Below are 26,501 nucleotides of genomic sequence, written 5' to 3'. Positions count from 1 at the left end.
TAAAAATGATGGTTAATTGATTAAACCTGTAATCCCCCCTTGTTTCAGTGTCTCAGGAGCATGGCTAAAGTTAACCTATTCTTTTAACCCTGGCCAATTCAAAACAGATAGGGCTCCGGGTCTGTCCCTGCCCCGGATTTTTAACAGACAGAGGTTTTGTACCATTTTAAATCCTAAACTTTACCATGATCCCTCAATGCCCGTTTCAAAGAAAATTGGACTTTTCAACAAAGTAACCATGTTGTTTTAACCCCGACATTTGTTGAATAATAAGAAAAAACATGTCTTCGAAAGACAACAATGTTACCGTATTGGTCACCGGTGGTTCCGGATTTGTTGCCCTCCATGCCATCAGCCAGCTGCTGAACCAGGGGTATAGGGTACGGGCAACCTTGCGATCGCTCAGTAAACAAACGGAAGTAACGAATGCGTTACGGCATAGTGGCATCACTGCTCTGGAACATCTGCAATTTGTGGAAACAGATCTGAGCAATGACAAGAACTGGGATCAAGCCATGCAGGGTTGTTCGTATGTATTGCATATCGCATCTCCTATCCACCTACAGATTCCCAAAGATGAGAAGGAGATGATCCGCCCTGCCGTTGATGGCACCTTACGTGTCCTGCGTGCAGCTAAAAAGGCTGGAATAAAGCGGGTGGTGATGACATCCAACTTTGGAGCGGTCGGCTACAGCCATCATGACCGGACTAAAATCATCACCGAAGAGAGCTGGACCAACCCGGATGAAAAAGGACTTTCCGCTTACAACAAATCCAAGGTGCTTGCCGAACAGGCTGCCTGGACATTTATCGAAAAAGAAGGTAACCCTATGGAATTGGCTGTGATCAATCCCGTCGGTATCTTTGGTAAAGCCCTGAATAAAAATCTTTCAAGCGGACATGAATTGCTTAAACGGATACTGGATGGATCAATGAAGGCCATTCCCAATATGACCATCAGCATCGTCGATGTCGAAGACCTTGCCGACCTGCACCTGCGTGCCATGGTCCATCCGGATGCCGCCGGACAACGCTTTTTAGCCCTGTCCGGGGGTGTTATGACATTACCGGATATCGCTGCTTTTCTGAAATCGGAGTTGGGAGAACGGGGCAAATCCATATCAACCCGCCGGTTACCGGATTGGGTGGTCCGGATGGCAGCCCTGATCAGTCCTACCGACAGGAACCTGGTGCCTCAGCTGGGCCGCTACCGGGACGCCAACAATGAAAAAGCCAGGCAAGTCCTGGGCTGGGAGCCGCGATCCAATGAAAAGGCACTATTGGGTACTGCCGATTCTTTGTTTGCATTCCATCACCTCTCAATCAACTAACATGAAAGTAATCCTTACCGGTGCCACCGGCATGGTGGGCGAAGGCGTGCTCTTCGAATGCCTTCAAAACGACACCATAACAGAAGTATTGATCATCGGCAGGAGGCATTATGCTACCGACGCGCCGAAGGTCAAAGAGCTACTGGTTAAAGATTTTAGCCAGATGGATGACCACCTTTCACTTATAAGTGGTTACGACGCCTGCTTTTATTGTGCCGGCGTCAGTTCCGTCGGCATGAATGAACAGGATTATTCGAAAGCAACGTACAACCTGACATTGTCTTTCGCTCAATCATTGCTCGGTGTCAACCCGGCAATGACATTCATCTATGTCAGCGGCAGCCGCACGGACAGCAGTGAAAAGGGCAAGGTCATGTGGGCGCGGGTAAAAGGTAAAACCGAAAATGCCCTTCACAATCTGGGATTTAAGGCGGAATATAATTTTCGGCCAGCCCTGATGAAAGCAAGCAAAGGCCAGCGAAACGTCAAGACGATCTACCGGGTTCTCTTGCCTGTGTTTAATATTTTCATGTACCGGACCACCCTCACGCTGCAAGAAGTTGGACGGGCCATGATCCACGCCGTCGACCATGGTTATCCGAAAAATGTACTGGAAACGGAAGACATCCGAAAACTGGCTCAATGAACTTAAAGGAAATAAAATCGTGTTACCTCGGCCCGGAAGTTTCTCCGGAAGAATTTATTGCCGAACATTTTTTCCTCTATCTCATCCGGGGCAAAATGGTCGGATACGATGGGGACAAACAATACACGTTGAGTCCGGGAGAATGTATCCTGGTCCGCAAAAATCATCTGGCCAGGTACAACAAACAAAAAGTAAATGATGTGTTTGAAAAAGTGGTGGTGATCTTCGATGAAGCCTTTCTGTTGGAACAATTCAAAATGAACCCGTTAATTACCCCTGCTGCAAACATTCAATCATCCTTCTTACCCATCGACAAGTCTGCCATCGTGGACCACTACATCGAATCGCTGTCCGACGGCCAGGATCACGACGGCCAAATAAAACCACAAATTGCCGAAACCAAGCGGGTTGAATTACTTCAGATACTCCTGAATCTTCATCCGGAATACGCCGGTCTTTTATTTGATTTTGGCAAACCCGGTAAAATTGATCTAAAGGCTTTTATACAGAAGAATTATAAGTTTAATGTGAGTACCGAAAGGTTGGCATTGCTTACCGGCAGGAGCATATCGGCGTTCAAGCGGGACTTTAAAATTATTTTCCGGGAAACGCCTTCGCGTTGGTTGGTGCAGCGACGACTGGAAGAAGCCTACTACCTCCTGAAATACAAAAAAATGCAGGTTATCGATATTTACCTGGATCTGGGATTTGAAGACTTATCTCATTTTTCCTATGCTTTCAAAAAGAAATTTGGTATTTCCCCTTCCCATCTGAATCCTGTCATCTAAGAATGCTTAAAAATTTAACCACCCTATCAAAAGATAACCAAAGAATAGTCGGGGAAATTAATTCACGAAATATCAGCCGGCAAACCCGGAAATCAGTATAATTTATCTATTTTACATGAACCAGCAATTCAAAAAGCCAACATGTTCGCTCCAAATCGAATGGGCAATTTATTGTCCAACATTTTACCAGCCCATCGAATCCTACTGTACGCGCTGATTTCCATCCTGCCACAGCAATGGATTGAACCGGACCATAATTCTCATTCCAAGAACATTCAAAGCCCCGAGATCATGTATACAATGGTTGAATTCCAATCTGAAGGTGCCACCCTGAGAGGCAAATTTTATCAACCTAGCCAGGCCTCCGATCTGCCCGTCATCATCATGGCACATGGTTATTCAGCAACCATCGATGGAATGGTTGCCGAGCAATATGCCGAAGTCTTTTATAAGGCAGGATTTGCCGTCTTGCTGTACGATCACCGCAACCTGGGCATCAGCGATGGTGAACCTCGCCATGAATTGAACCGGTGGACGCAAGCCAGAGGCTTCCGGGATGCCATCGATTTCGTCTGTACTTTACCCAACATCGATAAATCGCGGATTGGATTATGGGGCGACAGCATGAGCGGAGATGAAGTTCTTTTTGTAGCAGGGATGGACCACCGGGTCAAAACGGTGGTTGTCCAGGTCCCGGCTTGTGGGAGCACTATGCCACCCGAAGACCCCGATGGAAGCCTGTATGAGTCGTTAAAAAACACCTTTTACCATGGCGACATCAATACGCCAGCTTCAACAAGGGGACCGATGCCTGTTGTTTCATTCGATCAGGAAACTTACCCTTCTCTTTTAAAACCACTTACGGCCTACCGCTGGTTTATGGAATATGGAGGACGCTTCAACACCAAATGGGTGAACCGGGCGACCTACGTTACACCCGATACGCCGGTAAAATTTCACTCCTCATTAAGCATACCGCATATGAAGGCAGCCGCGCTCATGCTAGTAGCAGATAACGATGAAATAGGAGGAGCTAACCCTGAAGTGGCACGAAACGCGTTCAGACTGGCTCCGGAACCCAAACAACTGATCAATATCGATGGGGGACATTTTGGCTTGCTCTTCTACCCGAGCGAATTATTTGATCAATGCAGTAAGGCACAGGCCGATTTCTTTGTCAAACATTTGTAATAATCACCGAGACAGTAATTAATCCTTTCGATGACTTGATGATCAGGTTCTGTCTTGTTCGATCAATGTCAATCGTCGGACCACACTGTTTCTATCCAACAGCGTGCCGGGCGACAATACCGCATTGGCACCGATCTTTGAATGGTCCCCGATCAGCGATCCAAACTTTGTGACACCGGTATTAATCCTTTCACCCTCGTGGATCACAAAAATGGTCTTATCGGTTCTTTCATTAAAGTGATTAGCGCAAATTGAACCCGCTTCAAAATTAATGTGATGACCCACGAGGCTATTGCCTATGTAATTAAAATGAGCCATGGCCGTATGGTCAAATACCATGGATTGCTTCACTTCCGAACCAGGACCTACCTTGACCGATGGACCGAAATAGAGAGGCCCACGCAAATAGGCATTTGCTCTTATAAAACAGTTTTCGGAAATAATGACCAACCCTTTCATGGTTACCTCAGGTTCAATGGTTGCCGAAGAGTGGATGGCTCGATTATTTTCAATGGTAAAGCCTGCCCCTAAATTCTTCAAATGGTGCTGCAGCAATAATTCCAAATTTTCTATGATATCCCAGGGCTGCATGGAATCAGACCAGGCAAATCTTTTACCGAAATCCAGGATGTAGTGGTCAAGGTCAATCATAGCTCATAAATTTCGATGGGGAGGTCATCGGGGTCTCTAAAAAAGGTGAATCGTTTACCCGTGTATTCGTCTACGCGGATTGGCTCGGCGGTTATACCTCTGGAATTTAAATAGTTAATTTCCTTCGTAATGTCCTTTACGCCAAATGCAAGATGTCTTAAGCCGGTCGCTTCCGGTCCGGTCGCCCTGCTCGGCGGAGTGGGGAAAGAGAATAATTCAATGATGTATTGCCCGTTTAGGGCAAGATCAAGTTTGTAGGAGTCCCTGTCTTCGCGATAAACTTCACGTATCGCCGAAAGCTTCAATATTTCGGTATAGAAGAATTTTGATCTGGCATAATCTGAACAGATAATGGCAATATGGTGTAATCGTTCTATCTCCACAATAAATAGCTTTGAATTCCAAATTAGGAATTTTTAGCCCGAAACAATCACTGGCCTTTACCACCACAAATCTATGCCTGGCTTCAGGCTTGAAATTGTACCAGATGGTGGTTGCTATGTTTGTAAATGAATTGACCTAATTGCTCTTTAGACATTCTGCCAAAAAACCAATGCGTAAAAGACGCCTGGTTGAAGGTTGCATAGCGTTCAATTAATGCAACCCATTTACGTTTCTCACTTTCCAGATCAATTCCTTCTTCAGTCACCCTGAACGGTGGTGCCGTGGGTGCATTTCTATGGAGTCCGGAATTTTCATCCTTCAAGATGGCCTTAATGGCCTTTTTTCCAAAAATTCGACCGGCAAATGATCGTTTGATTCGAATGTCTCCGTAATAGTAAGCCTCGCAGATGGCACAATGCCTGACCATCTGACCGACGGTCATAGAACCCCAGGAAGCTGTTGATTCCGGTGTAAGGGTACGAATGCGTTTGATGACTTCAACCCTTGTGGATTCCTCAAATATTGATTTCATAGCTAGGCACTTTCTTCAACCAGTGAAAACCAATTTCCTGAGTCATCCACAAAAAGTGCTTCGAATCCATAAAACTCTTTCGTTGGAGGCTTCTTGAACACGACCCCTTTGGCAGTCAGTTCTTCATAAGTGGCCAACAGGTTTTTACAGGTAAATACGGCCGATCCAAATGTTCCTGTTTTTATTAAAGTTGTCATTGACTCAACCGTAGCCTTATCAAACATCCCGCCTTCCTTAATCAGAAATAGAGTTATTTCCAACTCAGGCTGCTCGGGAGGAGTGACCGTCAACCATCGGGCCCCCTCTCCCATCGGTGCGTCCGTGTGCACTTTAAAGCCGAGTTTATTCACGTAAAAATCAAATGCCCTGTCCTGATCCAGAACATAAATGCAGGTATGTGAAATCTTTGAAATCATAATTTTTTATGTAAAAATGCCGCTTTACTACCTTTTAAACCTCTTCAAAATTGCTATTTGTCCATCCGTGTGTTTCTGCATAACAATTTGGGACAAACTTAAGAGGAAGGATTTCAATGGCCTTCCTCCGTTCATTTTCACCATGCTGAAAGTTCGATGGGGTGTGCCCCGTCATTTTCTTAAACATTCCCGCAAATGACGTGGGGCTTTCCCATCCGACCATCAAGCAGGTCTCGGTTACCGTGAAACCTTCTACCAGGTGCTTCATGGCCGCATCGATCCGCTTGTTGATGAGGTAGCCCTTAGGGGTAAGTCCGTAAATGGATTTAAAAAGACGTATAAAATGAAATTTTGAAAAATGAGCCTGATCGGCAATGTTATTCAGATCAATGGCCTCCGTAAACCGCTCATCAATAAACAGCTTGGCTTTTACAATCCGGCGATACAGATAGATCTTGTCGTATTGTTCCATAGTCACCATTTGCCGGCTCATAGTTCTTTTTTTGAAACCTCCAAGCTACCATTGCTGAATGACAATCCCTAATTGGGTATCCCTTAAAGCAAACTCCCTGGCGCCCCAGGGACGCAGGGTGATTTTCGGCAAGTTTGGATGAAGGAAACCAGGGTGTGATTGGGAAACACGATCAAAAACCTCTTCGATGTTACCGGTTACCAACCTGAACTCCGGATGATGTTCTTTGGCCAACGCAGCATCCTCAAAGAGGTTAATCCGTAAACCATCGCGTTCCAGGACGCAAAAAGGACGGGGTGTATTCAATTCATCATGACCTAGTTTAAAGCCAAGACAATTCACAAAAAGCTCCAGGCCTTCGGTGATATCGGAATAAAAGATATTGGGAACCAGCTTATCAAATTTCATTAATGTTCGATTTAATCCAGCTTTCTTCTATTATCTTTAGGTAGTAAGTTGCTACAGTTGACTCATCCTAAACAAGATAAATGCATTGGATTAAGAAATTAGGATTACAGCGTCAAAACAGCAAATAAAATCGACCAATGATCTAATTATGAAAAGAGGCACATTTCTAATTTCAACAATGGCACTTTTGAGCACCAGGGTCTTCCGTATATTTAAATCCCTACGAACGGAAAGAACAATTAAGGGATTTAAAGTAAATGCGGGTGAGGCTCGATTTGGCCGGCATTATAAAATGAAAGGTGTCACCCTGAATAACCTGGACATCAAAATATCCGGATCGGATACCGCCGATGATTTAGCGGTTTTTGAGCAAACCGGCCTTACCCCTAACGGAGGTCCGCCATTGCATATACACCTTTTCCAGGATGAATGGTTTTATGTGATTGAAGGCAGTTATTTATTTCAGGTAGGTGATGACCGATATACCATGTCCCCCGGTGACACCATCTTTCTGCCGCGCACTGTTCCTCATGCATTTGTCCAATTATCCGATCGGGGAAAGATGATTGTGTCTTATCTACCCGCAGGAAAAATGGAAGCTTTCTTCAAAATTACCGATCAATGGGAAACACCGCCGACCCAAGCAGAAATAGCGCGCGTTTTTGAAGCGCATGATATGAAAATTGTCGGCAAGCCTTTGAATCCAAGCTAACTCCATTTAATTCTGTCTCTCAAGTGATTCAGTCAAAATTTTTTCCAACCGCTCCACCGATGAAATCGCGCTGGACACCCTGTTTATGGCACCATTGTAATTGTCTTTGTTCAGGATCAGGATATTCCTGGCTTTGGAAGGTTTTCGAAATATGGTCGGATCAGATACAATTAAGAATTCCTTGAATTTAAAATCAACAATAAATTGTTCCATGATGGGAACCCATTCGTCGTTGAAAGATTTCTCAATATCTCCAACGGATTTAATGGTATGGCTTATCTCATCATCATAATATTCCCCCAGCAGCAACCGCAATTCTTTATTGGAAACCTGGTCAAGGCCCCGCGATTTGAGCGCTTCGTAAGAGTTCGTAATGGGTTGAAAACGCTCGAACTGAATAAAATAGGCCAGCCAATAGCGAATACTATCCGGAATAGGATCTTCCGGACCAATTCCAAGAATCTTGTCCGCAGACTTAATGGCTTTGGAACAGCTGGCATTAATTTCAATCAGTTTTTCCTTATCTGCTTTTAGATTTTCCTTAATTTGAGTCAGCATCTCGCGCTCAAAAAGCTTGCCTTTTTTATTCTCATTCCAATTGTTAATCTGTAAAGCAATCAATATCCCAATGACTACCAGGATAATTTCACCGCTCGCATAGATCAGATACCGGGTAAAACGATTTTCAGATAGCATATTCAGGCGTATCAGACGAAATAATTTCATACCCAATTTTCTTTTATTGCTTACTTTATTACTAACTCAATTAGCCAGAGATTTCAGAAAATGGATTTCTTGTATGTTAAATTCCGCCATTTCTATCCCTGAATCGCGTTATCTGAGGGAAAGCACTTTTGGTGACTCTTGACAACGAAGTCCTCCGCAATAAAACAATGCAATCATAATATACAAAACGCCTAATGGGTTCTTTTTCATTTCAGTCCGGTTATTTTATCGCATAAGCGGATATATTTCACTGCCTTCGGTGCCGCATATTTTGGTTAATTGACCATCAAGAATGCAATAATAGAGCAAACCCGATAAAACAAATTCCTTCCGGCGATGAAATTTTCAGATACGCCATCAGGCATTTAATTATCATGCAGTCCCGACAGAAAATCGATAGATCATTTAACTGCCGCTTCAAAAATAAGAACCAAAATACAACCCTTTTCAGCAGCACACGTTTCTTTCTGAAAAGTTTCTGGTATGCTGTTGCGGATCTTATTATTTCTCTTCCTGAACTTTGCCGCGCTCGGTGTTGGCGGGCTATTTACCAATGTGGGTGTCAATTCGGAATGGTACGCGAATCTCAATAAAGCACCCTGGACACCGTCGGGATGGGTATTTGGATTTGCATGGACCACCATCATGATCTGCTTCAGCATTTATCTTGCCTACCTGTGGCCTCAGGTTAAAACCAAATTCGGATTGATCGTTTTATTTACAATCCAGTGGATCCTGAATGTGGCCTGGAATCCACTATTTTTTCATTATCATCAAACCGGTCTGAGCTTGGTCGTTATTTCCATACTGACTGTGGTGGTAGGAGTCTTCCTGTTCCAGTACTGGCCAAACGTTAAATGGCTGACCTTACTATTGCTGCCCTATGCCATCTGGATGCTTATTGCCACGTCCCTCAATGCTTATGCAGTTTATGCCAATTAACTGCATACGGGTTTCCAGTATTGAACCATGAAGCAAATTCAATTATCACGTCCGGATGCAAAGTCGCAAAGAGATAAAAGATTTTCTTCCTCCTGGTAAATCAAACTGTAATTGACAGAACGTACGCACTGGAAGAAATTCAGGAAGCTCATCGTTATGCAGAGCAATTTCGAAATAGAGGTGATGTAGTAATCCGGGTAATAAGAAAATAATCCGGGATGAAATACAAGGTAAATTGCCTGCATGTCAAAAGTAAAAACATGCAATAAAATCTGGAACTGATCCTAAATTACCTGAAAGATGTGGTCGCTCCCATCATTCAGAACATTGAGCAGATCATCCTGCTGATGGGTGCCACGGCATAATCAATCTTATGTACTTACCATAAAGCTTTTCTTTTTGCATGACTTATCTCATTCTTCTTCCGCACTTACCTGAGTACATTTACTCAATTAATAAAATTCCGTCATGAAGCATCCGTACCACCCCATCCTAACTACCATCCTGCGTCCATCGGTAATCTTTTGCTTACTGTTGTTTCCTGCCCTGAACACATTGGCACAGTCATCATCTATGGACGCATTCATCGACCATCTCATGGGTAAGATGACCCTGGAAGAAAAGCTGGGTCAGCTCAATTTGAAATCCGGAAACATTGGAGCCATCCTGGCCGGTGGCGGTGATGAAGCGTTTACCGAGGCCGTCAAACGGGGAGAAATCGGCGCTACGGCAGGTTTTTCGTTTGCTTCCATCAAGCAAACCCAGGAATGGGCTGAACAGTCCCGCCTAAAAATCCCACTATTGATTGGAGTGGATGTGATCCACGGGTATCAGACCATATTCCCTATTCCTTTGGGACTGTCCTGCACGTGGGATGTGGGCCTGATCGAAAAGAGTGCCCGCATCGCGGCAACCGAGGCCAGTGCAACTGGTATCTGCTGGACCTATTCACCAATGGTGGACATAGCACGTGACCCACGGTGGGGCCGGGTGGCTGAAGGTTCGGGAGAAGATCCCTGGTGGGGATCACAGGTCGCACAAGCTATGGTACGTGGGTATCAAGGTGACGATCTGATGAAAAATAACACCATCATGGCCTGTGTGAAACACTTCGCTTTATACGGAGCTGCTGAAGCCGGACGCGATTACAATACGGTAGATATGAGCCACCTGAAGATGTTTAACGAATACCTGCCACCCTACCATGCAGCTTTTACTGCTGGTGCCGGCAGTGCTATGTCGTCATTCAATACCATTGATTACATTCCGGCTACCGGTAGTAAATGGCTGATGACTGATGTCCTCCGTAACCGCTGGAACTTTGACGGTTTTGTGGTGACCGACTACACCGCCATCAATGAAATGGTCAACCATGGCCTGGGCGACCTCCAAGAGGTGTCCGCCCTGGCGCTCCAAGCGGGTATTGACATGGATATGCAGGGTCTGGGATTCCTGGGAACACTCAAAGCATCCCTCGATGCCGGACGGGTGACGATGGCAGAAATTGACCTGGCCTGCCGTCGTGTCCTCGAAGCCAAATACAAGTTGGGGCTGTTTGACGACCCTTACCGGTACCTCGACGAAAACCGTTCCAAAACCGAAGTAGCCACGGCTGCTCATTTACAAGCTGCACGGGAGATAGCAGCCCGTTCGCTGGTTTTATTGAAAAATGAAAATGAATTGTTGCCGCTGCCAAAAAAAGGGAAGATCGCAGTGGTAGGCCCATTGGCTGATGCAAAAGCAGATCTGCTGGGATGCTGGGTCATGGTCCGAAATGAAGAAATCATCACCTCGGTCACCGAGGGCATCCAGCATGTAGGTGGTCCCTCCGTACAAGTGGTGACCGCAAAAGGCGCAAACATTACCGACGATCCCTACCTGAAACAAGCACTGATATCCCCCTTTTCTGCCTACATGGGTGGGCAAATGGAAGAAGATAAGCGGACTCCACAGGAACTCATCGATGAAGCACTCCAGGTCTCGGCCGATGCTGACGCCATTGTCGCAGTTTTGGGCGAAGCAACAGCTTTCTCGGGTGAGGCTTCAAGCCGGGCCGACATCGCCATTCCTGAAAGCCAACGTGAACTACTCAAAGCTTTGGTACAAACGGGCAAGCCGGTGGTTTTGGTTTTAATCAATGGCCGTCCGCTCACCCTAACCTGGGAAAATGAAAACATTCCGGCAATCCTGGAGGCCTGGGCTCCGGGTACACAAGGTGGGTTGGCCATCGCCGATGTCCTGTTTGGCGATTACAACCCCGCCGGCAAACTGACGATGACGTTTCCCAGAAGTGTAGGACAGATCCCGGTTTATTACAACCATCTGCCCACTGGTCGTCCCTTTGATGCCAACAATAAATTCACTTCAAAATACCTGGACATTCCGAACGATCCATTGTATCCATTTGGTTTTGGATTGAGTTATACCACCTTTAACATGGGAGAAATTCGGCTGAATAAAAAGGAATTATCCGGGGATGAAATACTTCAGGCTGCTGTGACACTGACCAATATTGGGAAAGTAGCCGGAGAAGAAGTGGTACAACTCTACATCGGTGATCCGGTGGCTTCGATATCGCGACCGGTGAAAGAATTAAAAGGCTTTCAAAAAATCTATTTAAAACCGGGAGAAGAAAAACTCATCACCTTTTCCATAACTCCTGATGCATTGAAATTTTACAATCCGGATTTAATTTACGATTGGGAATCAGGCGAATTCAATATTTTCATTGGTACTTCTTCAGCAACTGTTAAGGAAGCAAAGGTGCGTTGGCAAAAATGAAATGGTACTTTCCGCTTCTGTTACACCTACGGTTATTCTTAGTTACTGGAAAGAAATTACCGTTTATCAACCATTCGAATGGGTCGTATCCACCAATGATACACCTTTACTATTTTTATCTTACATTTTGCAATGCCGGATCTGGAAGAGACCCGGAGGGAAATATATTTCAAGTCATTCAACCAATTACCGACCTAAAAGAATTATCTTGAATAGCAACTTAATATAATTACTGTTTGCCAAACCAATTAACAGACTTACTTGAATCCATCAAAAAATCCAGATCGGATGTGATTGCATCGATTGCAAATCTTTCCACCGCGGAAGGGAATAAAAAACCGGACCCTGACCGCTGGAACATTCAGGAGGTCATTGAACATTTGGTCCTGGCAGAACGCGAATTCATCCAGTTTCATATAGACCGGCATATCTATCAGATCGCGGACCTCAAAAATTCAATTTAACCTCAGGAACCAAATTCAAGTTAAATTATATGAAATCTTTTCACATTTTGATCCGGAATAAATTATCCTTGCTGGGCATCATTACCCTGATGTCCGGAGCTTTCTTTTTCAGATGCACGTCTGAAACCGATGACAAAACTCAAGAGGTGGATCAGCCCGCAATCGACGCGCAGGAAGCCAGAGAAGCTTTCGATGCATTCTGGACCTCCTTCAACAGCGGAAAATTATCGGACAGCGTTGTTTTTAATCAGACGATGTCCTTTTTTGCCGATGACCTATTGATGCCCGGTGACACCGGTAAGCCTCCGGGAGATGGAAAGGGGCTACTCGGGTGGCTTAAAGGATATGTCCAAAACAATAAACCTTTTTTTGATGTAACCGTAGATCGTATTGAAGCTACCAAAGACATGGCCTATGTGCTGTACCGCTACCATGAAACCTTTACGGACCTGGCCACCGGTGAATATTCTGTCGATGTCAAGCACTCCGCCATCATGGTATTGCAAAAAAATACCGAAGGCATCTGGAAATGTGTGGTCATGAAATTCACCTGACGCGAGAGACATTTTCTGTTCATATTAAAATCTTTCAAAATGCACCTACACCACCAAGCAGGCATTGCAAAAATGAGTTGCCTGATCTTGTTCCTGATGATGGTTTCATGGGCTACAGCTCAGGATGACCGGCAACAAATCCAGAATATCCGGGAAGCATCCAATCAAGCGCTGCAATCCTACGACCACGAAAAAGTGCTCTCCTTTTTAACCGATGATGCCCTGACCACCGTCAGCAATGGAACGCTATTATCCGGTAAAGAAGCTCTGCGTAAGTTCATCCTGGCTGCCGGCAACAACAAAATGTACTGGATCCGGACACCGACAACCGTGGAGATCAACCAGCGCTTGGGACTGGCCTGGGAAAATGGAGCCTGGAAAGGATACGATCCGGAAAAAGGCAAAGATCCGGTTGTTGGGGGAAACTATGCCGCCATGTGGACTAAAGCCTCCGGTCATTGGCTGATCAAATCGGAATTGTTTGTGGCTCTCGAATAATACTTATCAGGCAGGTAGTGATCCAGTTTCGGAGGGAAGGTTTTATTTTAAGACATGATTCGATTGATCCATCAAATTCGTCGCCAATTAATTGGTTCCGGAAAGGTCCGCAGGTACTTTACGTACGCTATTGGAGAAATCGTCCTGGTCGTCATTGGCATCCTGATCGCACTGCAGATCAATAACTGGAATGAAGGGAGGAAGGAAAAACAGGTTGAATTAAAAACCCTGCGTGAACTTCGCGTCAATCTCAACTTCAATGTAAAGAGTATAGATGGATTCGCACAGGAACAAAAAGGGCTAGTTGAAGATCTTGAAAAGATGATCCGGTACCTGGATGAAGGCCTGCCCTATCATGACTCGTTGATGCAGTTAAGAACCGGCTTATTTTGGCTGGAGCAATTGGCTCTATCCAAATCCACCTATGAAACTTTAAAAAACCGGGGCATCGAAATTATCAGTGACGATTCCCTGCGGCTTCAAATCGTGGATCTGCATGAAAACGACTACCAAAATTTCACGACCCTGATCGAAGCGGTCGGTCTGGCATTTTATACCGATCGCGCCAGCCCGCTGGCTCGCCAGTTTGGCACGCTAAAGAATATGTGGAAGGAACCGGAATTTTATTATTACCTCAGTAATAAAGTCGGGTGGAAAAAAGATCTGATCGGAAGCGCCCTGCAGCTTAAAATCAAATGCCTGGGACTGATCGATCGTATTGATGCTACAATAAATCACATGAACCAATAATGATCAAACTTTTCCGCAACATCCGCCACCGGCTGATTGAGTCAGGCAGTTTACGAAAATACCTGGTTTATGCCCTGGGGGAGATCGTCCTGGTGGTCATCGGTATTCTGATTGCTCTGCAGATCAACAACTGGAATGAAGAACACAAAGTCCGGCAGAGCATTCAGGTGTATCTGCAAAATTTGAAGGAAAACATCACAGACGACCGGTCCAACATGTACATGACCAGGACATCTGCTTTATTTCGCTATCATTCCGGACAATATCTTATCCGTCTGGCAGGATACAAGCCCTATCATCCGGAACCAGATGGCCACATCAACTATCCCTGGGAACCTAACAGGATCTGGAACGACACGCTGCCGACTGGTTACAATCAGGCATTTATCGGACTGGCATTTTTGTGGACTCACCGTATTGCAATCAGCAATCTGAACACTGGAACTGTGGAGGAACTCAAAAATACCGGCCTGTTTTCCAGGCTGGCAAAATCCTTAAAAGACAGTCTGAATGCCTATTATACGGACTGGGATTTCCGTTTTGGGATCACTTCACAGGAAACCATTCATAATGGGATCCAGGACTGGCAAAGATCACTGCGCAAAGTGGGTATCTCGAATTCCGATCCGTTTGTTATCGATGATCCGGTACAGTTGCTGCGGGAAGATCCCGAACGGATCGGTTTATTACGATTTCTGGCAGGGGTCGCCAGCTGGCATTTGACAAGTGCCGATATTATGCTACGCGAAGCCGATAACCTGATTAAAGAGATCGAAAAATACGAGCAAAAACTATGATCCGATTTATCCGTCGCATTCGGCATCAACTCCTTGATTCGGGGAAAGTAACCCGGTACCTAGCCTATGCAAGTGGGGAAATCCTCCTGGTGGTCATCGGTATCCTGATCGCCCTGCAGATCAATAACTGGAATGAAGACAGAAAGGACCTCCAAAAGAGCCACGACATCCTAATTGAATTACGGGAAAATCTATCATTTAATATTCAAAAAGCACAGGAAGAAATCGATGCAGAATATGCCGTCATCCGATCCGTGGATATTATTTCCCACCGGTTTTTTGAAGAAAAACAATATGATGATTCACTGGATATTCACTTCCACAATGCGATATGGTGGCCTAGCGCAAGTTGGAAAATTTCCGGTTATGAAAACTTAAAATCACAAGGTGTAGAGCTTATTCGCTCCAAACCATTGCGCAGTAGCATTATCAATCTGTTTGAAATAAGTTACAGTGAGTTGGCAGAAATCATCCGATCGTCCGAAAATTATGCACAGGCGGCAGCGATGATGACGCAAACGAAATTCAGTTATAAATATAAACTTGCTGTTGGACAACCGGTAAATTTAGGAAGAGCTAAACCGCTTAATGTCCGTGAACTCCAGCAATCAACCGATTTATATGGCTTTCTCAGCTTCTGGAAATTGTTACGCATAGAAAGTATACGATTGCGTAAAAATGTGATAGATTATAGTGAAAATCTCATTCATGAAATCGATCTAGAGCTCCAGAAATAATGCTAAGAATTTTCCATTCACTTCGTCAGTACTTTTTTCATACCGGCAAACTCCGCCAATATTTAGGGTATGCCATCGGGGAAATCATCCTGGTGGTCATCGGCATTCTGATCGCCCTGCAGATCAATAACTGGAACGAAAAACGCAAACAAGAGCAACGGTTCCTGGTGACGCTGGAACAACTTTATACCTCCATCAAGGAGGATGTGGATCTGGTCCAGAGTTTTGCGATGTTTCAACAGGAACAGATCGACTGGATCGACCAGCTTTTAACAGAACCCGAACGATTTCGTCCCGAACAACTGCCTTTCATCCTGTATTACCTGGATACCCATCCGCGATCCTTCAGCTCGGAAACCGATTATTATTTGTCTGCCCTGGAGTTTAACCCCAACAACCCCAAACAAAATGAATTGGCCAAACAAATTGCCACCTACATCAACAGCCAGGTTTGGGACTATGAAAAAGATGAACAATGGCAACAAATAGCCGTAGGCCCGATACTGGAGGAAGCAAACATTCCGAGATATCCCATGTCGTTTTCCTATTCCGCGTTGGGTCATTTTGGACAAGTGGATACATCGTTTTACACCCGGGAAAATATCCTTGCCATCCGGGCCTTATTGAATTCCAGGGCATTCAGATCTACACTGCGATCCATGCAATTAATGAAACAAAGCTACAACATTGCTTCCTTTGCCAATCAGCAGGAAGACGGCCGCTCCATCCTGAATGCCATACGTAACTATTATCCGGGCATCCGGCTTCGCTATGATGACGTGGGAATCATTGGAAGCGCATTACCTACCGGGTATAGTAAATCCATCCCAATGCAACTTACCGATCCCCAAAAAGGCATTTGGGAAATGGATATTGAGCTGGGAGAGGGAACCGTCAAATTCCGTACCCGTAACAGCTGGAACCAGAACTGGGGAGGCCAGGGATTTCCCTCCGGAAATACGGTTATGTATGGTTATGATGTACCGGTAAAGCCCGGAAAATATCACATCGTGCTCAACTTAAGTGAGGACACTTATAACTTCTATGAAAAGAATTGAACGATGATTCCAGTCTTTCGTAAAATACGACAGGGGCTTTTTTCGTCCGGTAAATTCCGAAGCTACCTGGGTTATGCATTGGGAGAGATCATCCTGGTAGTGATCGGAATCCTCATCGCCCTGCAGATCAACAACTGGAATGAGGACCATAAGGACCGCATTAAAGAACAAAAAATACTGGTGAGCCTGCAGGAGGATTTTCGGTATACGCAACATGCCCTGGAGACCTCTCTAAGTATTTACCCGGAAGAAATTGAACGCCTCGATTCATCCTTGCATTACATCGGAATGCAAGTGTCCGAGCTCACTCCCGAAAGGAAGTTTACTTTATTTTATACCGGCTATCGCTCCACAGCGGTAGTGGAAGGCACCCTTAACTCAATCCTTAATACGGATAAATTGGAGTTGATTTCCAATGACACCTTGAAAAATCTCCTAACAGCTTACCCCGCCGAAATAAAGAAATTTTTATCCCAGCAAGAAAATGTAAAACGGGTTGTGTTGGAAATCCAACGCCCGATCCTGGAGTCCTATGTTTCGCTCGCTGAGTTCGGTCTGGGGCAGGATACCAAAGTCAAGGTTATTCCCTCAGATTTTGAGAAGCTGCTAAATAGTCGAAACTACCAAAACGCATTGGTTAACCGGATGATCCAAAATCAAAATCTGGTTGCTCAGGCAGAAAAATTCCTGGAAAAAACAAATTCAATTCTAAATTATATAAACCGGGAAGTACAGCGTTTCCCATCCATAAATTAGATCTTCCAACCCATAATTTTAACCTATATTAACGGATGCATGATTGCTTACTTTAGAAAAATACGGCAACAACTGTCAACAAGTAATGCGATGACCAGATCCTATTCCCGGATAACCCGGTATCTGCTCTATGCCACCGGAGAGATCATCCTGGTAGTCATCGGCATCCTCATCGCCCTGGAGGTCAATAACCGGAACGATGCACGCAAGACCCATGACCAGGAGATGGTTTATCTCCTCAAAATCAAAGAGGATCTGGTCAGCAATAATAGCAAGCTGGAACGATTCATCAATCGACAGAAGGAATACATCACTGCGGCGCAAACCATTATAAAACACATTGAAGGTGAGCCCATTACAGATTGGCATGCGTTCAATGAACAATGCATCAGCATTTACGACTGGCGACGCTTTTACATGGACAACTACACCTTCCAGGATCTGATTTATTCCGGAAACCTGAACCTGATCAGCAACGACAGCATCAAGACCCTTTTATTAAACCTGGACGGGCTCTACCAGCAATACAAAGCCAAGGAAGATCACTTCCGCTTTGATTCGGAAAGCATCATCTTTTCGCCCGCTTACGAGTTGCTTGACCTGCACCCTTCGTTTAATGATCACATTGGCCAGAAAACAGAACTAACGGACAGGATGTACCGGGATTATTTTCAGGACAAACGAACGAAAAATGGCTTTCTGATGGCCATCATCGAATTCTCAACCATGAATGGCATGCTTCGGGACATGAAAGGTGTATCCGAAAAAATGCTGCGTATCATCGAGCAGGATTTGCCACAAAATCACAAATAGGCATTTATAGATCTTTTAGCTGCTATGGTGAACTGCTTGCATCATTTGAAAATTATTAGTTACTTTGCATTTCAAAGTACTTTTATCAACAACTATGCAAACTGTGCTTACATCGTCGAATAAAAGAATCGCAACCATCGTACTTGCCGTTGCTGCTATCCTGGCCATTCCACTGATCGCCATGCAATTCACGGACGAAGTGCAATGGTCCACCGGTGATTTTGTCATGATGGGCGCCTTTCTGTTAGGCTCAGGCCTGGCCTATGAACTCATTGCCCGGCAATCCGGAAAGACGATGTACCGGGTCGCCTTTGCAATGGCCCTCCTGGGTGCATTTCTACTTTTCTGGGTCAATGGAGCGGTGGGCATCATCGGTTCGGAAAATCAACCGGCCAATTTACTCTACGGCGTCGTGATTCTGGTCGGGCTCATTGGAGCCCTGGTCTCGCGGTTTAAGGCAACAGGCATGGCGACCACCTTATTTGCTGCCGCTGCGGTCCAACTGATCGTACCATTGGTTGCCTGGATGATCTGGCCGGACCTTTCCTGGGGAAATGCCGGAATGGCTGGCGTCCTGGTGCTGAATGCATTATTTGCCGTTCTGTTCCTGGTCTCAGGCATGCTCTTTCGGCAGATGCGGAATGCATGACATCACCCGCATCAGGCTATTTCATCAATCATTACTTCGAAAACACCCCGGCCACCGTGGACAATTTGGCAGTTCATGCTCGGCATGAGGTTCTTATAATGAAATAAGGGATAGATAAGACGGGAAACGATTCGAAAGCATAGGCCTATTCAACGTACCGCGTATCTATTCAACCATTTAAGTGGAAAAAAACCGGTTAATCCCTCCACAAAACCAGACAGAACTCATTATTTTATCGAGCAAATGATCCCGGACCATGCCCGATAAAAAACAAACCTCCCGGAAGGAACAACCGAAGGTAGCATCCGAAAGCAATCGGGACAACCCCGCATCAAAAAAATGGTGGAAATACCTGCTTGAATCGCTGATGCTCTTTATAGCTGTCGCCCTTGGATTTCTTTCCGATAACTTAAGAGAACAATTTGTCGATCGAAAAAAAGAGAAACAATACATCCTTTCGATGCTGGAGGACCTCAAACAGGACACTCTTTCGATCCGCCAGAATATTGATTTTTGGCAAGCCCGGATCAAAGGAATAGATTCTTTACGTCATTTCCTGAAGCCGCCCTTAAATCCAGAAAACGGAGTAACTCTTTACCGGCTGTTGTGGAAGATGTATGATTTTACGGATTTAAAATACCACGACGAAACTATTCAGCAACTGAAATCCGGTAATTTCGGATTACTAAAAAACCAGCATGTGGTAACTGAATTGGTTAATTATGATTTATTGATCCATAATCAATATTATTACATCGAACAGTCAACCCGGGATCAATACATTTATCTACGCCATCTGCAGCATGAATTGGTTGATGCCAATAATTTCACGATTTCCAGCGACTGGACATTTAAACCAGATTTATCATTCCACTTTTTTATTAAAAATGACGCGGATAAAATTTTCAACTATACCAATGAATTATTTAATTATAAGCATTTTGCCAGTGTATTGATCGTCAATGATAAGAATCTATTACAAACGGCCAGTAAACTCATTGATTTGATCCATAAGGAATACCCTAAATTAGTAAACTAAGCAGATGCAGTTCCAGGAGTAAACATTCTCATCAAAAAATCAAATGTTGTTTTACAGGTCTTTAAGTTCAATTCCCGTTCTTTTGCACTTATACCAAACCATTTTTTTGTGGGCAACATCCGATGGACCTGTTGTTAAAGTATTTGCCTGCCCTTATTTGAAGTGACCGGCGCTTATAACGGACGGCCCATCTTCTTCTTCGCAATAATCTTTATGAAAACAGATCAAATGATCTGCTAATTTCACCACAAAAAAACATGATGTCGATCTCTGATGAATACATGCAGGAAATGGTTGCCTCTATGCAAGGGTATACGGCGGTCGTGCTCAGGAAAGGTCCGGCCTATCGGATACCTGACCAATATACGGTCCTTTGGGAACATGCAAGGCGCAATTTTCAATTACGTGATTCCGGTCAACTGATTCTGGTGTTCCCGATCAACGATGGCACTGAAACTGCAGGTATTGGAATATTTAATGTGGATGTCGAACAAACACGATTGCTAATGGATGAAGATCCGGCCATTAAGGAAAAGATATTGACTTATGAAGTACACCCCTCCCGCAGTTTCCCCGGGGATGGATTACCCTTTACGGATAAACAAACTACATTGGATAGAAAAACACAATGATCATATGGTGGAAAATGCTTTATTAGAATACCGGATGGAAAACATCAACCCCATCCTCCGGGTGGAGAACATGAGCCGCAGCCTGGCCTTCTATGTCGATATCCTGGGATTCACCAATGCGGAATGGGGCGATCATGCATTTACCAATGTCCGTAAGGACCGTTGCAGCATTTACCTGTGCCAGGGGGCTCAGGGCCAGGCGGGTACCTGGGTCTGGATGGGATTTGCCGGTGACATCCATCGTCTTCATCAGCAACTGATGGAACGAGGAGTGGCGATCCGGATGGAACCAAGGAATTTTCCCTGGGCCTATGAAATGCATGTGCTCGATCCGGATGGGCATGTCCTGCGTTTTGGCACCGATCCAAAAGAAGAGGAACCTTATGCCCAATCGTTTTAGGATTCCGCAAACGTATTTTAATAAAGCTACTTAATTATCAATCCAAGTAGCGACATTCGTATTATGATAAGTTTCATTCGTTATCTCATCGCAGGATGGTTCCTGGTCCAGGCCGGGATGAATCACCAGCTATCCGGGGATCCCCAAATCGTTTATCAATCCGATCAACTGGTCATCACGCGGCTGACCGATCACACCTACCTGCACACCTCCTACCTGCAAACGGATAGCTGGGGTAAAGTGGAATGCAACGGGATGATCGTTGCCAACGACCAGGAAGCGATGGTTCTGGATACACCGGTGGATGATAAAAGTTCCAATGAACTCATCGAATGGATCGGTTTGACTTTGCATTGCAAGCTGGTTGGGGTGGTTCCTACGCATTTTCATGAGGATTGCCTGGGTGGTCTCAATGCATTTCACGAGATGGATATCCCGTCATATGCTAATAACAAGACCATCGAATTTGCCCGGGCGAATGAATACGCCATTCCTGAAAATGGATTTACCGATACGTTGAGTTTACAGGTTGGACAAGCCAGGCTATACCTTTATTTCCCTGGTGAAGGACATACCCGGGACAATATTGTGGCTTACTTCCCCAATGAGAATGCACTATTCGGCGGTTGCCTTATCAAGACCATGAATGCCAGCAAAGGATTTCTGGGTGACGCCAACACGGAGACGTGGTCCGCATCGGTTGACATGGTCCGCAAGAAATTTCCGAAGGTACAACTGGTCATCCCGGGCCATGGTGAATCCGGCGGGCCAGAGTTATTGGATTATACCATCCGGCTATTTCAAACACCATGACCGTTAATAGGACTTACACCATCTTCTTGCTAAACATTTTCATTGTTTTTTATTCCAATCCCTTAAACGGCCAGAATGTGCTGATCAGTGATCCCGATCAGGTTAACATTCATACGGAGGATATTGACCTGTTTTGGAAGGTGTTCGATGAAACTCAGCCAAAATTCAGCGCCGCCCGATTTAATCAGGATTATCTTGAAAAAGGAAGTGACGGATTAAAAGGTTTCATCCGGATGCGGATCCAAAGTGGCAAACATTTAAAAAAGACCGTTCAAAAAAATCTTGATTATTACAAGAATATCCGGTCTGCCTCATTGGCCATTGATGGCAATAAACCTGTTTTGTTGGGTTATTTTCAAAAGCTGAAAGCCATCTATCCGGAAGCTGTTTTTCCTGAAGTTTATTTTGTGATCGGCGCTCTGAATACGGGAGGCACCACCTTCTCCGGCGGGCTAATTATAGGAGCAGAAATGTTTGGAGATGCAAAGGACAATTTTAATCCCCGGCTTCCACGGGAAGCGATGGATTTAATTGTCGTTCACGAATTAATCCATTATCAGCAAAATTATGTACACGATCAAAGCTTGCTGGCACAATCCATCCGGGAGGGTACAGCAGATTTTATTTGTGAATTACTGACTGGCGATCATCCCAATGCAACGATGTACCATTATGGGGATCAACACGAAGCCATCTTGTGGGAAGAATTTAAGGGACAAATGAACAGCAACAATTGGTCGCCGTGGCTGTATGGAAATAAAGACAATTCCCGTCCACGGGATTTGGGTTACTGGATGGGATACCAGATCGCCAATTCCTATTATCAGAAAATGACCGACAAAAAACAAGCGGTGACCGACCTGCTTACTATTCAGGATTTTAAAAAATTCCTCCAACAAAGTGATTATACCGGGGCGAAATAATGAAACCTTTGTGACTGCTTCGAAGGACAAATTCCCTATCTTGAATCATCCGACAACATTTATTTTCCAATACCATGAAATCGACATTTTGGGCATTCATTTGTTTATTGAGCATTCAGACATTTGCACAGCAAGCCACTATTAAAATTGATATTGAGCGCACCATCGGCGTCATTGACCCAAAGATCTATGGTGTTTTTATGGAACCCATCCACTTCAACGGGGCCCGGATGGGATTGCCGGACACCGTTGATTTCAATACGCTCTATGGCAATTTGTACGATCCCAAATCACCACTGGCCGATGCCAATGGTTTTCGCAGGGATTACATTGACGCCATGCGGGAACTGGGGATCACGAACATGCGGTGGCCTGGTGGTAATTTTGTCATGGGCTATAACTGGCAGGATGGCATTGGCCCGAAGGATCAGAGACCGTCACGGATCAATCTGGCCTGGGGTGGCCTGGATAACAATCATGTCGGAACGGATGAATGGATCGCACTGAATCAATCCATCGGAAGTGAAAACATCATCTGTACCAATCTTGGTCTGGGAAGCATCGATGATGCCCGGTACTGGGTGGAATATTGCAACTACGATCACGGGACTTATTACTCGGACCTGCGCATCCGCAATGGTCACCGGCAACCTTATGGCATCCGGATCTGGGATCTTGGTAATGAAGTGGATGGCTATCCCTGGGAATTGGGTTATATGAATGCGGAAGACTATGTTAAGAAAGGCCGCGAGGCAGCAAAGGCGATGCGCTCTGTCGATCACTCCATTGAACTGGTGGCCTCAGGATCTTCCTGGTACGAACCTACCGGAAAATGGGTCGACTGGAACAACACCATCCTGCAGGGATTAGGGGACCTGATCCAATACATTTCCATCCATCGTTACTGGGAAAACGCCTCTGAATATTACGACTATATGGGCCAGAGTGCCATGGACTTTGAGGAAAAGATCAGGGTGACTCAGGCCAGCATCCATGCCGTATCAGCAATGAAACGTTTCAATCATCCGATCTACATTTCATTTGATGAATGGGGTACCTTCGGCCGCAATTTTAAAGCGGTATTACCGGTAGCCCAGTGCCTGAATTCCTTCATTCGTCATGCCGATGTGGTTAAAATGGCTAATTATACCCTCATGACTTCCCTGATCCAGACCGATCCGGTAAAAGGCAGTTTTAAGACGCCTTTGTTTTATGCATTCAAGCTCTTCTCCAACAATTGCAGGGGAAGGTCCGTGGACGCTTTTGTTGCATGCGACACGTTTAATACCGAGCGTTTTAATGGTATCCCCTATCTTGATGTAACGGCAGTTTATTCCGACGAATCGGGCACCGCCTACATCAATGTGATCAACCGGCACCAGGAGAGTGCCATCTCGACTGCTGTAAAATTGATTTCGGGAATGACCACAGGTAAAGCTCAGATAACCAATATCAATGCGGATAATCTTGATGAACCATTCGTTTACGATCAAGAATCCAGTTATAAACCACTGATCGCTGAGGTCGACATTCGTCAGGGAGTAATTTCTTATAACTTTCCTCCCCATTCAATTAGTCAAATAGCCGTCAAGGTGAAATAATAATGATGGATAAAGTCGATCTTATTCATGGAGTTACGACATAAAAAATGAAACTGTTTCTAACCCTAAGCCTGGCACTATTGCTTTCGATCTCAGGGTCGAGTCAGAATCCATTCGTCACCGATCAATTTACCGCAGACCCAACTGCCCGCGTATTTGGTGACCGGGTCTATGTGTACCCTTCGGACGACATCCCATGTACCCCCACGCGGGGCAGGGTTGGATGGTTTTGCATGCAGGATTACCATGTCTTTTCCTCGCCGGACCTGACCAACTGGACCGATCACGGAGTCATCGTCAGCCAGGATCAGGTTTCCTGGGTAGACACCGCCAGTTACAGCATGTGGGCTCCGGACTGTGTTATGCATCGTGGGAAATATTATTTCTACTTCCCGGCCAGAACAAATGACACGTTGTATGGCAAAGGATTCGCCATTGGAGTCGCCATTTCAAATCAACCGGCAGGTCCTTTTGTGATTGAGCCTGCACCCATTCACGGAGTTTCAGGCATAGACCCGAATGTGTTCATTGACCACGATGGACAGGCTTACCTGTATTGGGCTGAGAAAGAATTATTTGTCGCGAAATTAAAGGACAATATGCTTGAGTTGGATTCACCTCCGCAGGTTATTCCAAATTTGCCCGATGTGGGTTTAAAGGAAGGTCCTTTTGTTTTCGAGCGAAACGGCATTTATTATCTGACCTATCCCCATGTCGAGAACAAGACGGAAAGGCTTGAATATGCAATTGCCGATAATCCGCTAGGCCCCTTTGCCGTTACGGGTGTCATCATGAAAGAAACCCCGGAATGCTGGACCAATCACCAATCCATCGTGCAATTCAAGAACCAATGGTATCTTTTTTATCATCACAATGATTTATCGCCCGACTTTGATAAAAACCGTTCCATTCGGATAGACAAGTTATTTTTTAATGCGGACGGAACCATCCAGGAAGTCACCCCTACCTTGCGGGGTGTTGGCATTACCCCGGCCAATTCCCGCATTCAAATAGATCGGTACAGCCAAATCAGCGAACAAGGTGTCCGCGTTGATTTTCTGGATAGCACCAATCGCTTCGCCGGATGGAAAATCCAATTAAGCGGTACGAATGCCTGGAATCAATACAACGATGTCGATTTTGACAAACAACACCTACAATCCATCCGGGTGAGGGGGAGATCGGAATCTGGTGGAACAATATCCATCCACCTTGACCAGCGAAATGGACCGGAACTTGGCCTGATTACTTTGCCAGCCGGGCAAGATTTGGTAACCATAGAGGCACCGGTTAAAACAGGAACATCCGGGATTCATGATCTGATCATCCAAAATCCGGGAAATAATACTATTGAAATTGATTGGATACAATTTCAGGAATAGAGCTTTTGAAATGGAAAAAGGATACAGAAATCTAGGCTACGCACTCCTCTTGCTGATCCCTCTGGCTTACTTTGGCATGGATAAATCTTGTTTTATCCATTTTCCCCAGTTCGGTGAACAGATGAATGGCTATTTACGCTTTCATACTGTGGTCGTTCTGGCATGGATTGGACTGTTGATCGCACAACCCATGCTGATCCGGTATCACAAGGTGGATTGGCATCGCCGGGTCGGAAAGTGGTCTTATTTCCTGTTTCCCGTCTTGATTTTATCCACCTGGTTTCAGGTGATCCGGATCAGCGGGTCTGACGAACCCATGAATCTATTTTTCCCCCTCGCGGATTCGGTTTTGCTGATACTGTTTTATGGCCTGGCCATTTATTATCGCAGGCAACAACCGTTGCATATGCGCTATATGATTGGCACGGCAATTGTTTTTCTCGGCCCAACGCTGGCGTACATCGGGCCTCATCGCTTGGGTTGGTCTGCCAATTTTACCCAGTATGCCCAATATGCGATAACCATATTCTTGTTGACGGGACTGTTACGACTGGATCAGATGCACGGGAAAAAATACAATCCTTATCTGATCATAGGCCTGTCGTATGCCATCCATTTATTGGTTTATAGCCTGCTTTTCATGTGGACTTAACAA

The 26,501-nt window shown here is 45.1% G+C and carries 33 protein-coding genes; 26 read left to right on the top strand and 7 right to left on the bottom strand.

Translation table 11 applies throughout. The annotated features are described in order from the left end of the window. Positions 1-281 precede the first annotated feature (281 nt). The 4 genes from H6570_16830 to H6570_16815 all read left to right on the top strand — a co-directional run bounded on the left by H6570_16830 (position 282) and on the right by H6570_16815 (position 3,956). A complete protein-coding gene (locus H6570_16830) occupies positions 282-1,331 on the top strand; it encodes an aldehyde reductase (protein ID MCB9320951.1) in 1,050 nt (349 codons plus the stop codon). Position 1,332: 1 nt separating this feature from the next. Next, a complete protein-coding gene (locus H6570_16825; protein MCB9320950.1) occupies positions 1,333-1,977 on the top strand; it encodes an NAD-dependent epimerase/dehydratase family protein in 645 nt (214 codons plus the stop codon). Next, positions 1,974-2,765, top strand: a complete 792-nt coding sequence (locus H6570_16820; GenBank protein MCB9320949.1) for a helix-turn-helix transcriptional regulator — start codon at positions 1,974-1,976, stop codon at positions 2,763-2,765. Before H6570_16825 ends, H6570_16820 begins: the two co-directional genes overlap by 4 nt. A 141-nt stretch (positions 2,766-2,906) precedes the next feature. Further along, positions 2,907-3,956, top strand: a complete 1,050-nt coding sequence (locus H6570_16815) for a hypothetical protein (GenBank protein MCB9320948.1) — start codon at positions 2,907-2,909, stop codon at positions 3,954-3,956. Positions 3,957-3,998: 42 nt separating this feature from the next. On the opposite strand, the gene H6570_16810 is transcribed toward H6570_16815, so the two are convergent. The 6 genes from H6570_16810 to H6570_16785 all read right to left on the bottom strand — a co-directional run bounded on the left by H6570_16810 (position 3,999) and on the right by H6570_16785 (position 6,819). After that, positions 3,999-4,607 (bottom strand): LpxA family transferase, encoded by a 609-nt coding sequence (locus tag H6570_16810; protein ID MCB9320947.1) that lies wholly within the window; start codon positions 4,605-4,607, stop codon positions 3,999-4,001. Next, entirely contained in the window at positions 4,604-4,993 is a 390-nt protein-coding gene (locus H6570_16805; GenBank protein ID MCB9320946.1) for a VOC family protein, read from the bottom strand. Before H6570_16805 ends, H6570_16810 begins: the two co-directional genes overlap by 4 nt. 80 nt (positions 4,994-5,073) lie before the next feature. Next, positions 5,074-5,523: a DUF1569 domain-containing protein gene (locus H6570_16800; GenBank protein ID MCB9320945.1), complete on the bottom strand. Its 450-nt coding sequence runs from the start codon at positions 5,521-5,523 to the stop codon at positions 5,074-5,076. A gap of 2 nt (positions 5,524-5,525) precedes the next feature. Continuing rightward, entirely contained in the window at positions 5,526-5,939 is a 414-nt protein-coding gene (locus H6570_16795) for a VOC family protein (GenBank protein MCB9320944.1), read from the bottom strand. A gap of 34 nt (positions 5,940-5,973) precedes the next feature. Continuing rightward, positions 5,974-6,420 carry a helix-turn-helix transcriptional regulator gene (locus tag H6570_16790; protein ID MCB9320943.1) on the bottom strand — a complete coding sequence of 149 codons (447 nt, stop codon included), beginning with the start codon at positions 6,418-6,420 and terminating at the stop codon, positions 5,974-5,976. A 36-nt stretch (positions 6,421-6,456) separates the two neighbouring features. Next, on the bottom strand, positions 6,457-6,819 hold the full coding sequence (locus H6570_16785; protein ID MCB9320942.1) for a hypothetical protein: 363 nt from the start codon (positions 6,817-6,819) through the stop codon (positions 6,457-6,459). Between the two features lie 148 nt (positions 6,820-6,967). On the opposite strand from H6570_16785, the gene H6570_16780 reads away from it, so the two are divergent. After that, the gene (locus tag H6570_16780; protein MCB9320941.1) at positions 6,968-7,531 is read left to right on the top strand and encodes a cupin domain-containing protein; all 564 of its coding nucleotides are present in this window, start codon (positions 6,968-6,970) and stop codon (positions 7,529-7,531) included. A gap of 6 nt (positions 7,532-7,537) precedes the next feature. On the opposite strand, the gene H6570_16775 is transcribed toward H6570_16780, so the two are convergent. After that, positions 7,538-8,257, bottom strand: a complete 720-nt coding sequence (locus tag H6570_16775) for a hypothetical protein (GenBank protein MCB9320940.1) — start codon at positions 8,255-8,257, stop codon at positions 7,538-7,540. Between the two features lie 483 nt (positions 8,258-8,740). Between H6570_16775 and H6570_16770 the strand changes: the two genes are divergently transcribed. The 21 genes from H6570_16770 (at position 8,741) to H6570_16670 (ending at position 26,498) form a co-directional block, all read left to right on the top strand. Beyond that, positions 8,741-9,199 carry a tryptophan-rich sensory protein gene (locus tag H6570_16770; GenBank protein ID MCB9320939.1) on the top strand — a complete coding sequence of 153 codons (459 nt, stop codon included), beginning with the start codon at positions 8,741-8,743 and terminating at the stop codon, positions 9,197-9,199. Between the two features lie 80 nt (positions 9,200-9,279). Next, the gene (locus H6570_16765) at positions 9,280-9,411 is read left to right on the top strand and encodes a zinc-binding dehydrogenase (protein ID MCB9320938.1); all 132 of its coding nucleotides are present in this window, start codon (positions 9,280-9,282) and stop codon (positions 9,409-9,411) included. Positions 9,412-9,667: 256 nt separating this feature from the next. Then, positions 9,668-11,980, top strand: a complete 2,313-nt coding sequence (gene bglX, locus H6570_16760) for a beta-glucosidase BglX (protein ID MCB9320937.1) — start codon at positions 9,668-9,670, stop codon at positions 11,978-11,980. A gap of 290 nt (positions 11,981-12,270) precedes the next feature. Then, positions 12,271-12,444, top strand: a complete 174-nt coding sequence (locus H6570_16755; protein MCB9320936.1) for a DinB family protein — start codon at positions 12,271-12,273, stop codon at positions 12,442-12,444. A 29-nt stretch (positions 12,445-12,473) separates the two neighbouring features. Then, on the top strand, positions 12,474-12,998 hold the full coding sequence (locus H6570_16750) for a hypothetical protein (GenBank protein ID MCB9320935.1): 525 nt from the start codon (positions 12,474-12,476) through the stop codon (positions 12,996-12,998). Positions 12,999-13,097: 99 nt separating this feature from the next. Continuing rightward, on the top strand, positions 13,098-13,496 hold the full coding sequence (locus tag H6570_16745) for a nuclear transport factor 2 family protein (GenBank protein MCB9320934.1): 399 nt from the start codon (positions 13,098-13,100) through the stop codon (positions 13,494-13,496). 54 nt (positions 13,497-13,550) lie between these two features. Then, complete coding sequence (locus H6570_16740) at positions 13,551-14,246, top strand: hypothetical protein (GenBank protein MCB9320933.1); 696 nt, start codon at positions 13,551-13,553, stop codon at positions 14,244-14,246. Further along, positions 14,246-15,043 carry a hypothetical protein gene (locus tag H6570_16735; protein ID MCB9320932.1) on the top strand — a complete coding sequence of 266 codons (798 nt, stop codon included), beginning with the start codon at positions 14,246-14,248 and terminating at the stop codon, positions 15,041-15,043. The genes H6570_16740 and H6570_16735 overlap by 1 nt, the downstream gene beginning before the upstream one ends. Before the next feature lie 89 nt (positions 15,044-15,132). Then, complete coding sequence (locus H6570_16730; GenBank protein MCB9320931.1) at positions 15,133-15,780, top strand: hypothetical protein; 648 nt, start codon at positions 15,133-15,135, stop codon at positions 15,778-15,780. Next, positions 15,780-16,838 carry a hypothetical protein gene (locus tag H6570_16725; GenBank protein MCB9320930.1) on the top strand — a complete coding sequence of 353 codons (1,059 nt, stop codon included), beginning with the start codon at positions 15,780-15,782 and terminating at the stop codon, positions 16,836-16,838. The genes H6570_16730 and H6570_16725 overlap by 1 nt, the downstream gene beginning before the upstream one ends. Before the next feature lie 3 nt (positions 16,839-16,841). Next, on the top strand, positions 16,842-17,594 hold the full coding sequence (locus H6570_16720) for a hypothetical protein (protein MCB9320929.1): 753 nt from the start codon (positions 16,842-16,844) through the stop codon (positions 17,592-17,594). A 90-nt stretch (positions 17,595-17,684) separates the two neighbouring features. Then, the gene (locus H6570_16715; protein ID MCB9320928.1) at positions 17,685-18,407 is read left to right on the top strand and encodes a hypothetical protein; all 723 of its coding nucleotides are present in this window, start codon (positions 17,685-17,687) and stop codon (positions 18,405-18,407) included. Positions 18,408-18,588: 181 nt separating this feature from the next. Next, a complete protein-coding gene (locus H6570_16710) occupies positions 18,589-19,056 on the top strand; it encodes a hypothetical protein (GenBank protein MCB9320927.1) in 468 nt (155 codons plus the stop codon). 256 nt (positions 19,057-19,312) lie between these two features. Further along, positions 19,313-20,095, top strand: a complete 783-nt coding sequence (locus H6570_16705; protein MCB9320926.1) for a hypothetical protein — start codon at positions 19,313-19,315, stop codon at positions 20,093-20,095. Between the two features lie 257 nt (positions 20,096-20,352). Beyond that, positions 20,353-20,727, top strand: a complete 375-nt coding sequence (locus tag H6570_16700; GenBank protein ID MCB9320925.1) for a hypothetical protein — start codon at positions 20,353-20,355, stop codon at positions 20,725-20,727. Positions 20,728-20,731: 4 nt separating this feature from the next. Continuing rightward, complete coding sequence (locus H6570_16695) at positions 20,732-21,127, top strand: VOC family protein (protein ID MCB9320924.1); 396 nt, start codon at positions 20,732-20,734, stop codon at positions 21,125-21,127. A gap of 63 nt (positions 21,128-21,190) precedes the next feature. Then, complete coding sequence (gene bla / locus H6570_16690; GenBank protein MCB9320923.1) at positions 21,191-21,940, top strand: subclass B1 metallo-beta-lactamase; 750 nt, start codon at positions 21,191-21,193, stop codon at positions 21,938-21,940. Next, positions 21,937-22,863: a hypothetical protein gene (locus H6570_16685; GenBank protein ID MCB9320922.1), complete on the top strand. Its 927-nt coding sequence runs from the start codon at positions 21,937-21,939 to the stop codon at positions 22,861-22,863. Before bla ends, H6570_16685 begins: the two co-directional genes overlap by 4 nt. 74 nt (positions 22,864-22,937) lie before the next feature. Next, on the top strand, positions 22,938-24,464 hold the full coding sequence (locus H6570_16680) for an alpha-N-arabinofuranosidase (GenBank protein MCB9320921.1): 1,527 nt from the start codon (positions 22,938-22,940) through the stop codon (positions 24,462-24,464). 47 nt (positions 24,465-24,511) lie between these two features. Beyond that, positions 24,512-25,846 (top strand): family 43 glycosylhydrolase, encoded by a 1,335-nt coding sequence (locus tag H6570_16675; GenBank protein ID MCB9320920.1) that lies wholly within the window; start codon positions 24,512-24,514, stop codon positions 25,844-25,846. A gap of 10 nt (positions 25,847-25,856) precedes the next feature. After that, the gene (locus tag H6570_16670) at positions 25,857-26,498 is read left to right on the top strand and encodes a hypothetical protein (GenBank protein MCB9320919.1); all 642 of its coding nucleotides are present in this window, start codon (positions 25,857-25,859) and stop codon (positions 26,496-26,498) included. Positions 26,499-26,501 lie beyond the last annotated feature (3 nt).

This window comes from Lewinellaceae bacterium (assembly GCA_020636135.1).
In the GTDB taxonomy this organism is placed as follows: Bacteria; Bacteroidota; Bacteroidia; order Chitinophagales; family Saprospiraceae; genus JAGQXC01.
The sequence above is the reverse complement of the archived record's forward strand: the minus strand, read 5'-3'. Positions and strand labels throughout refer to the sequence as shown.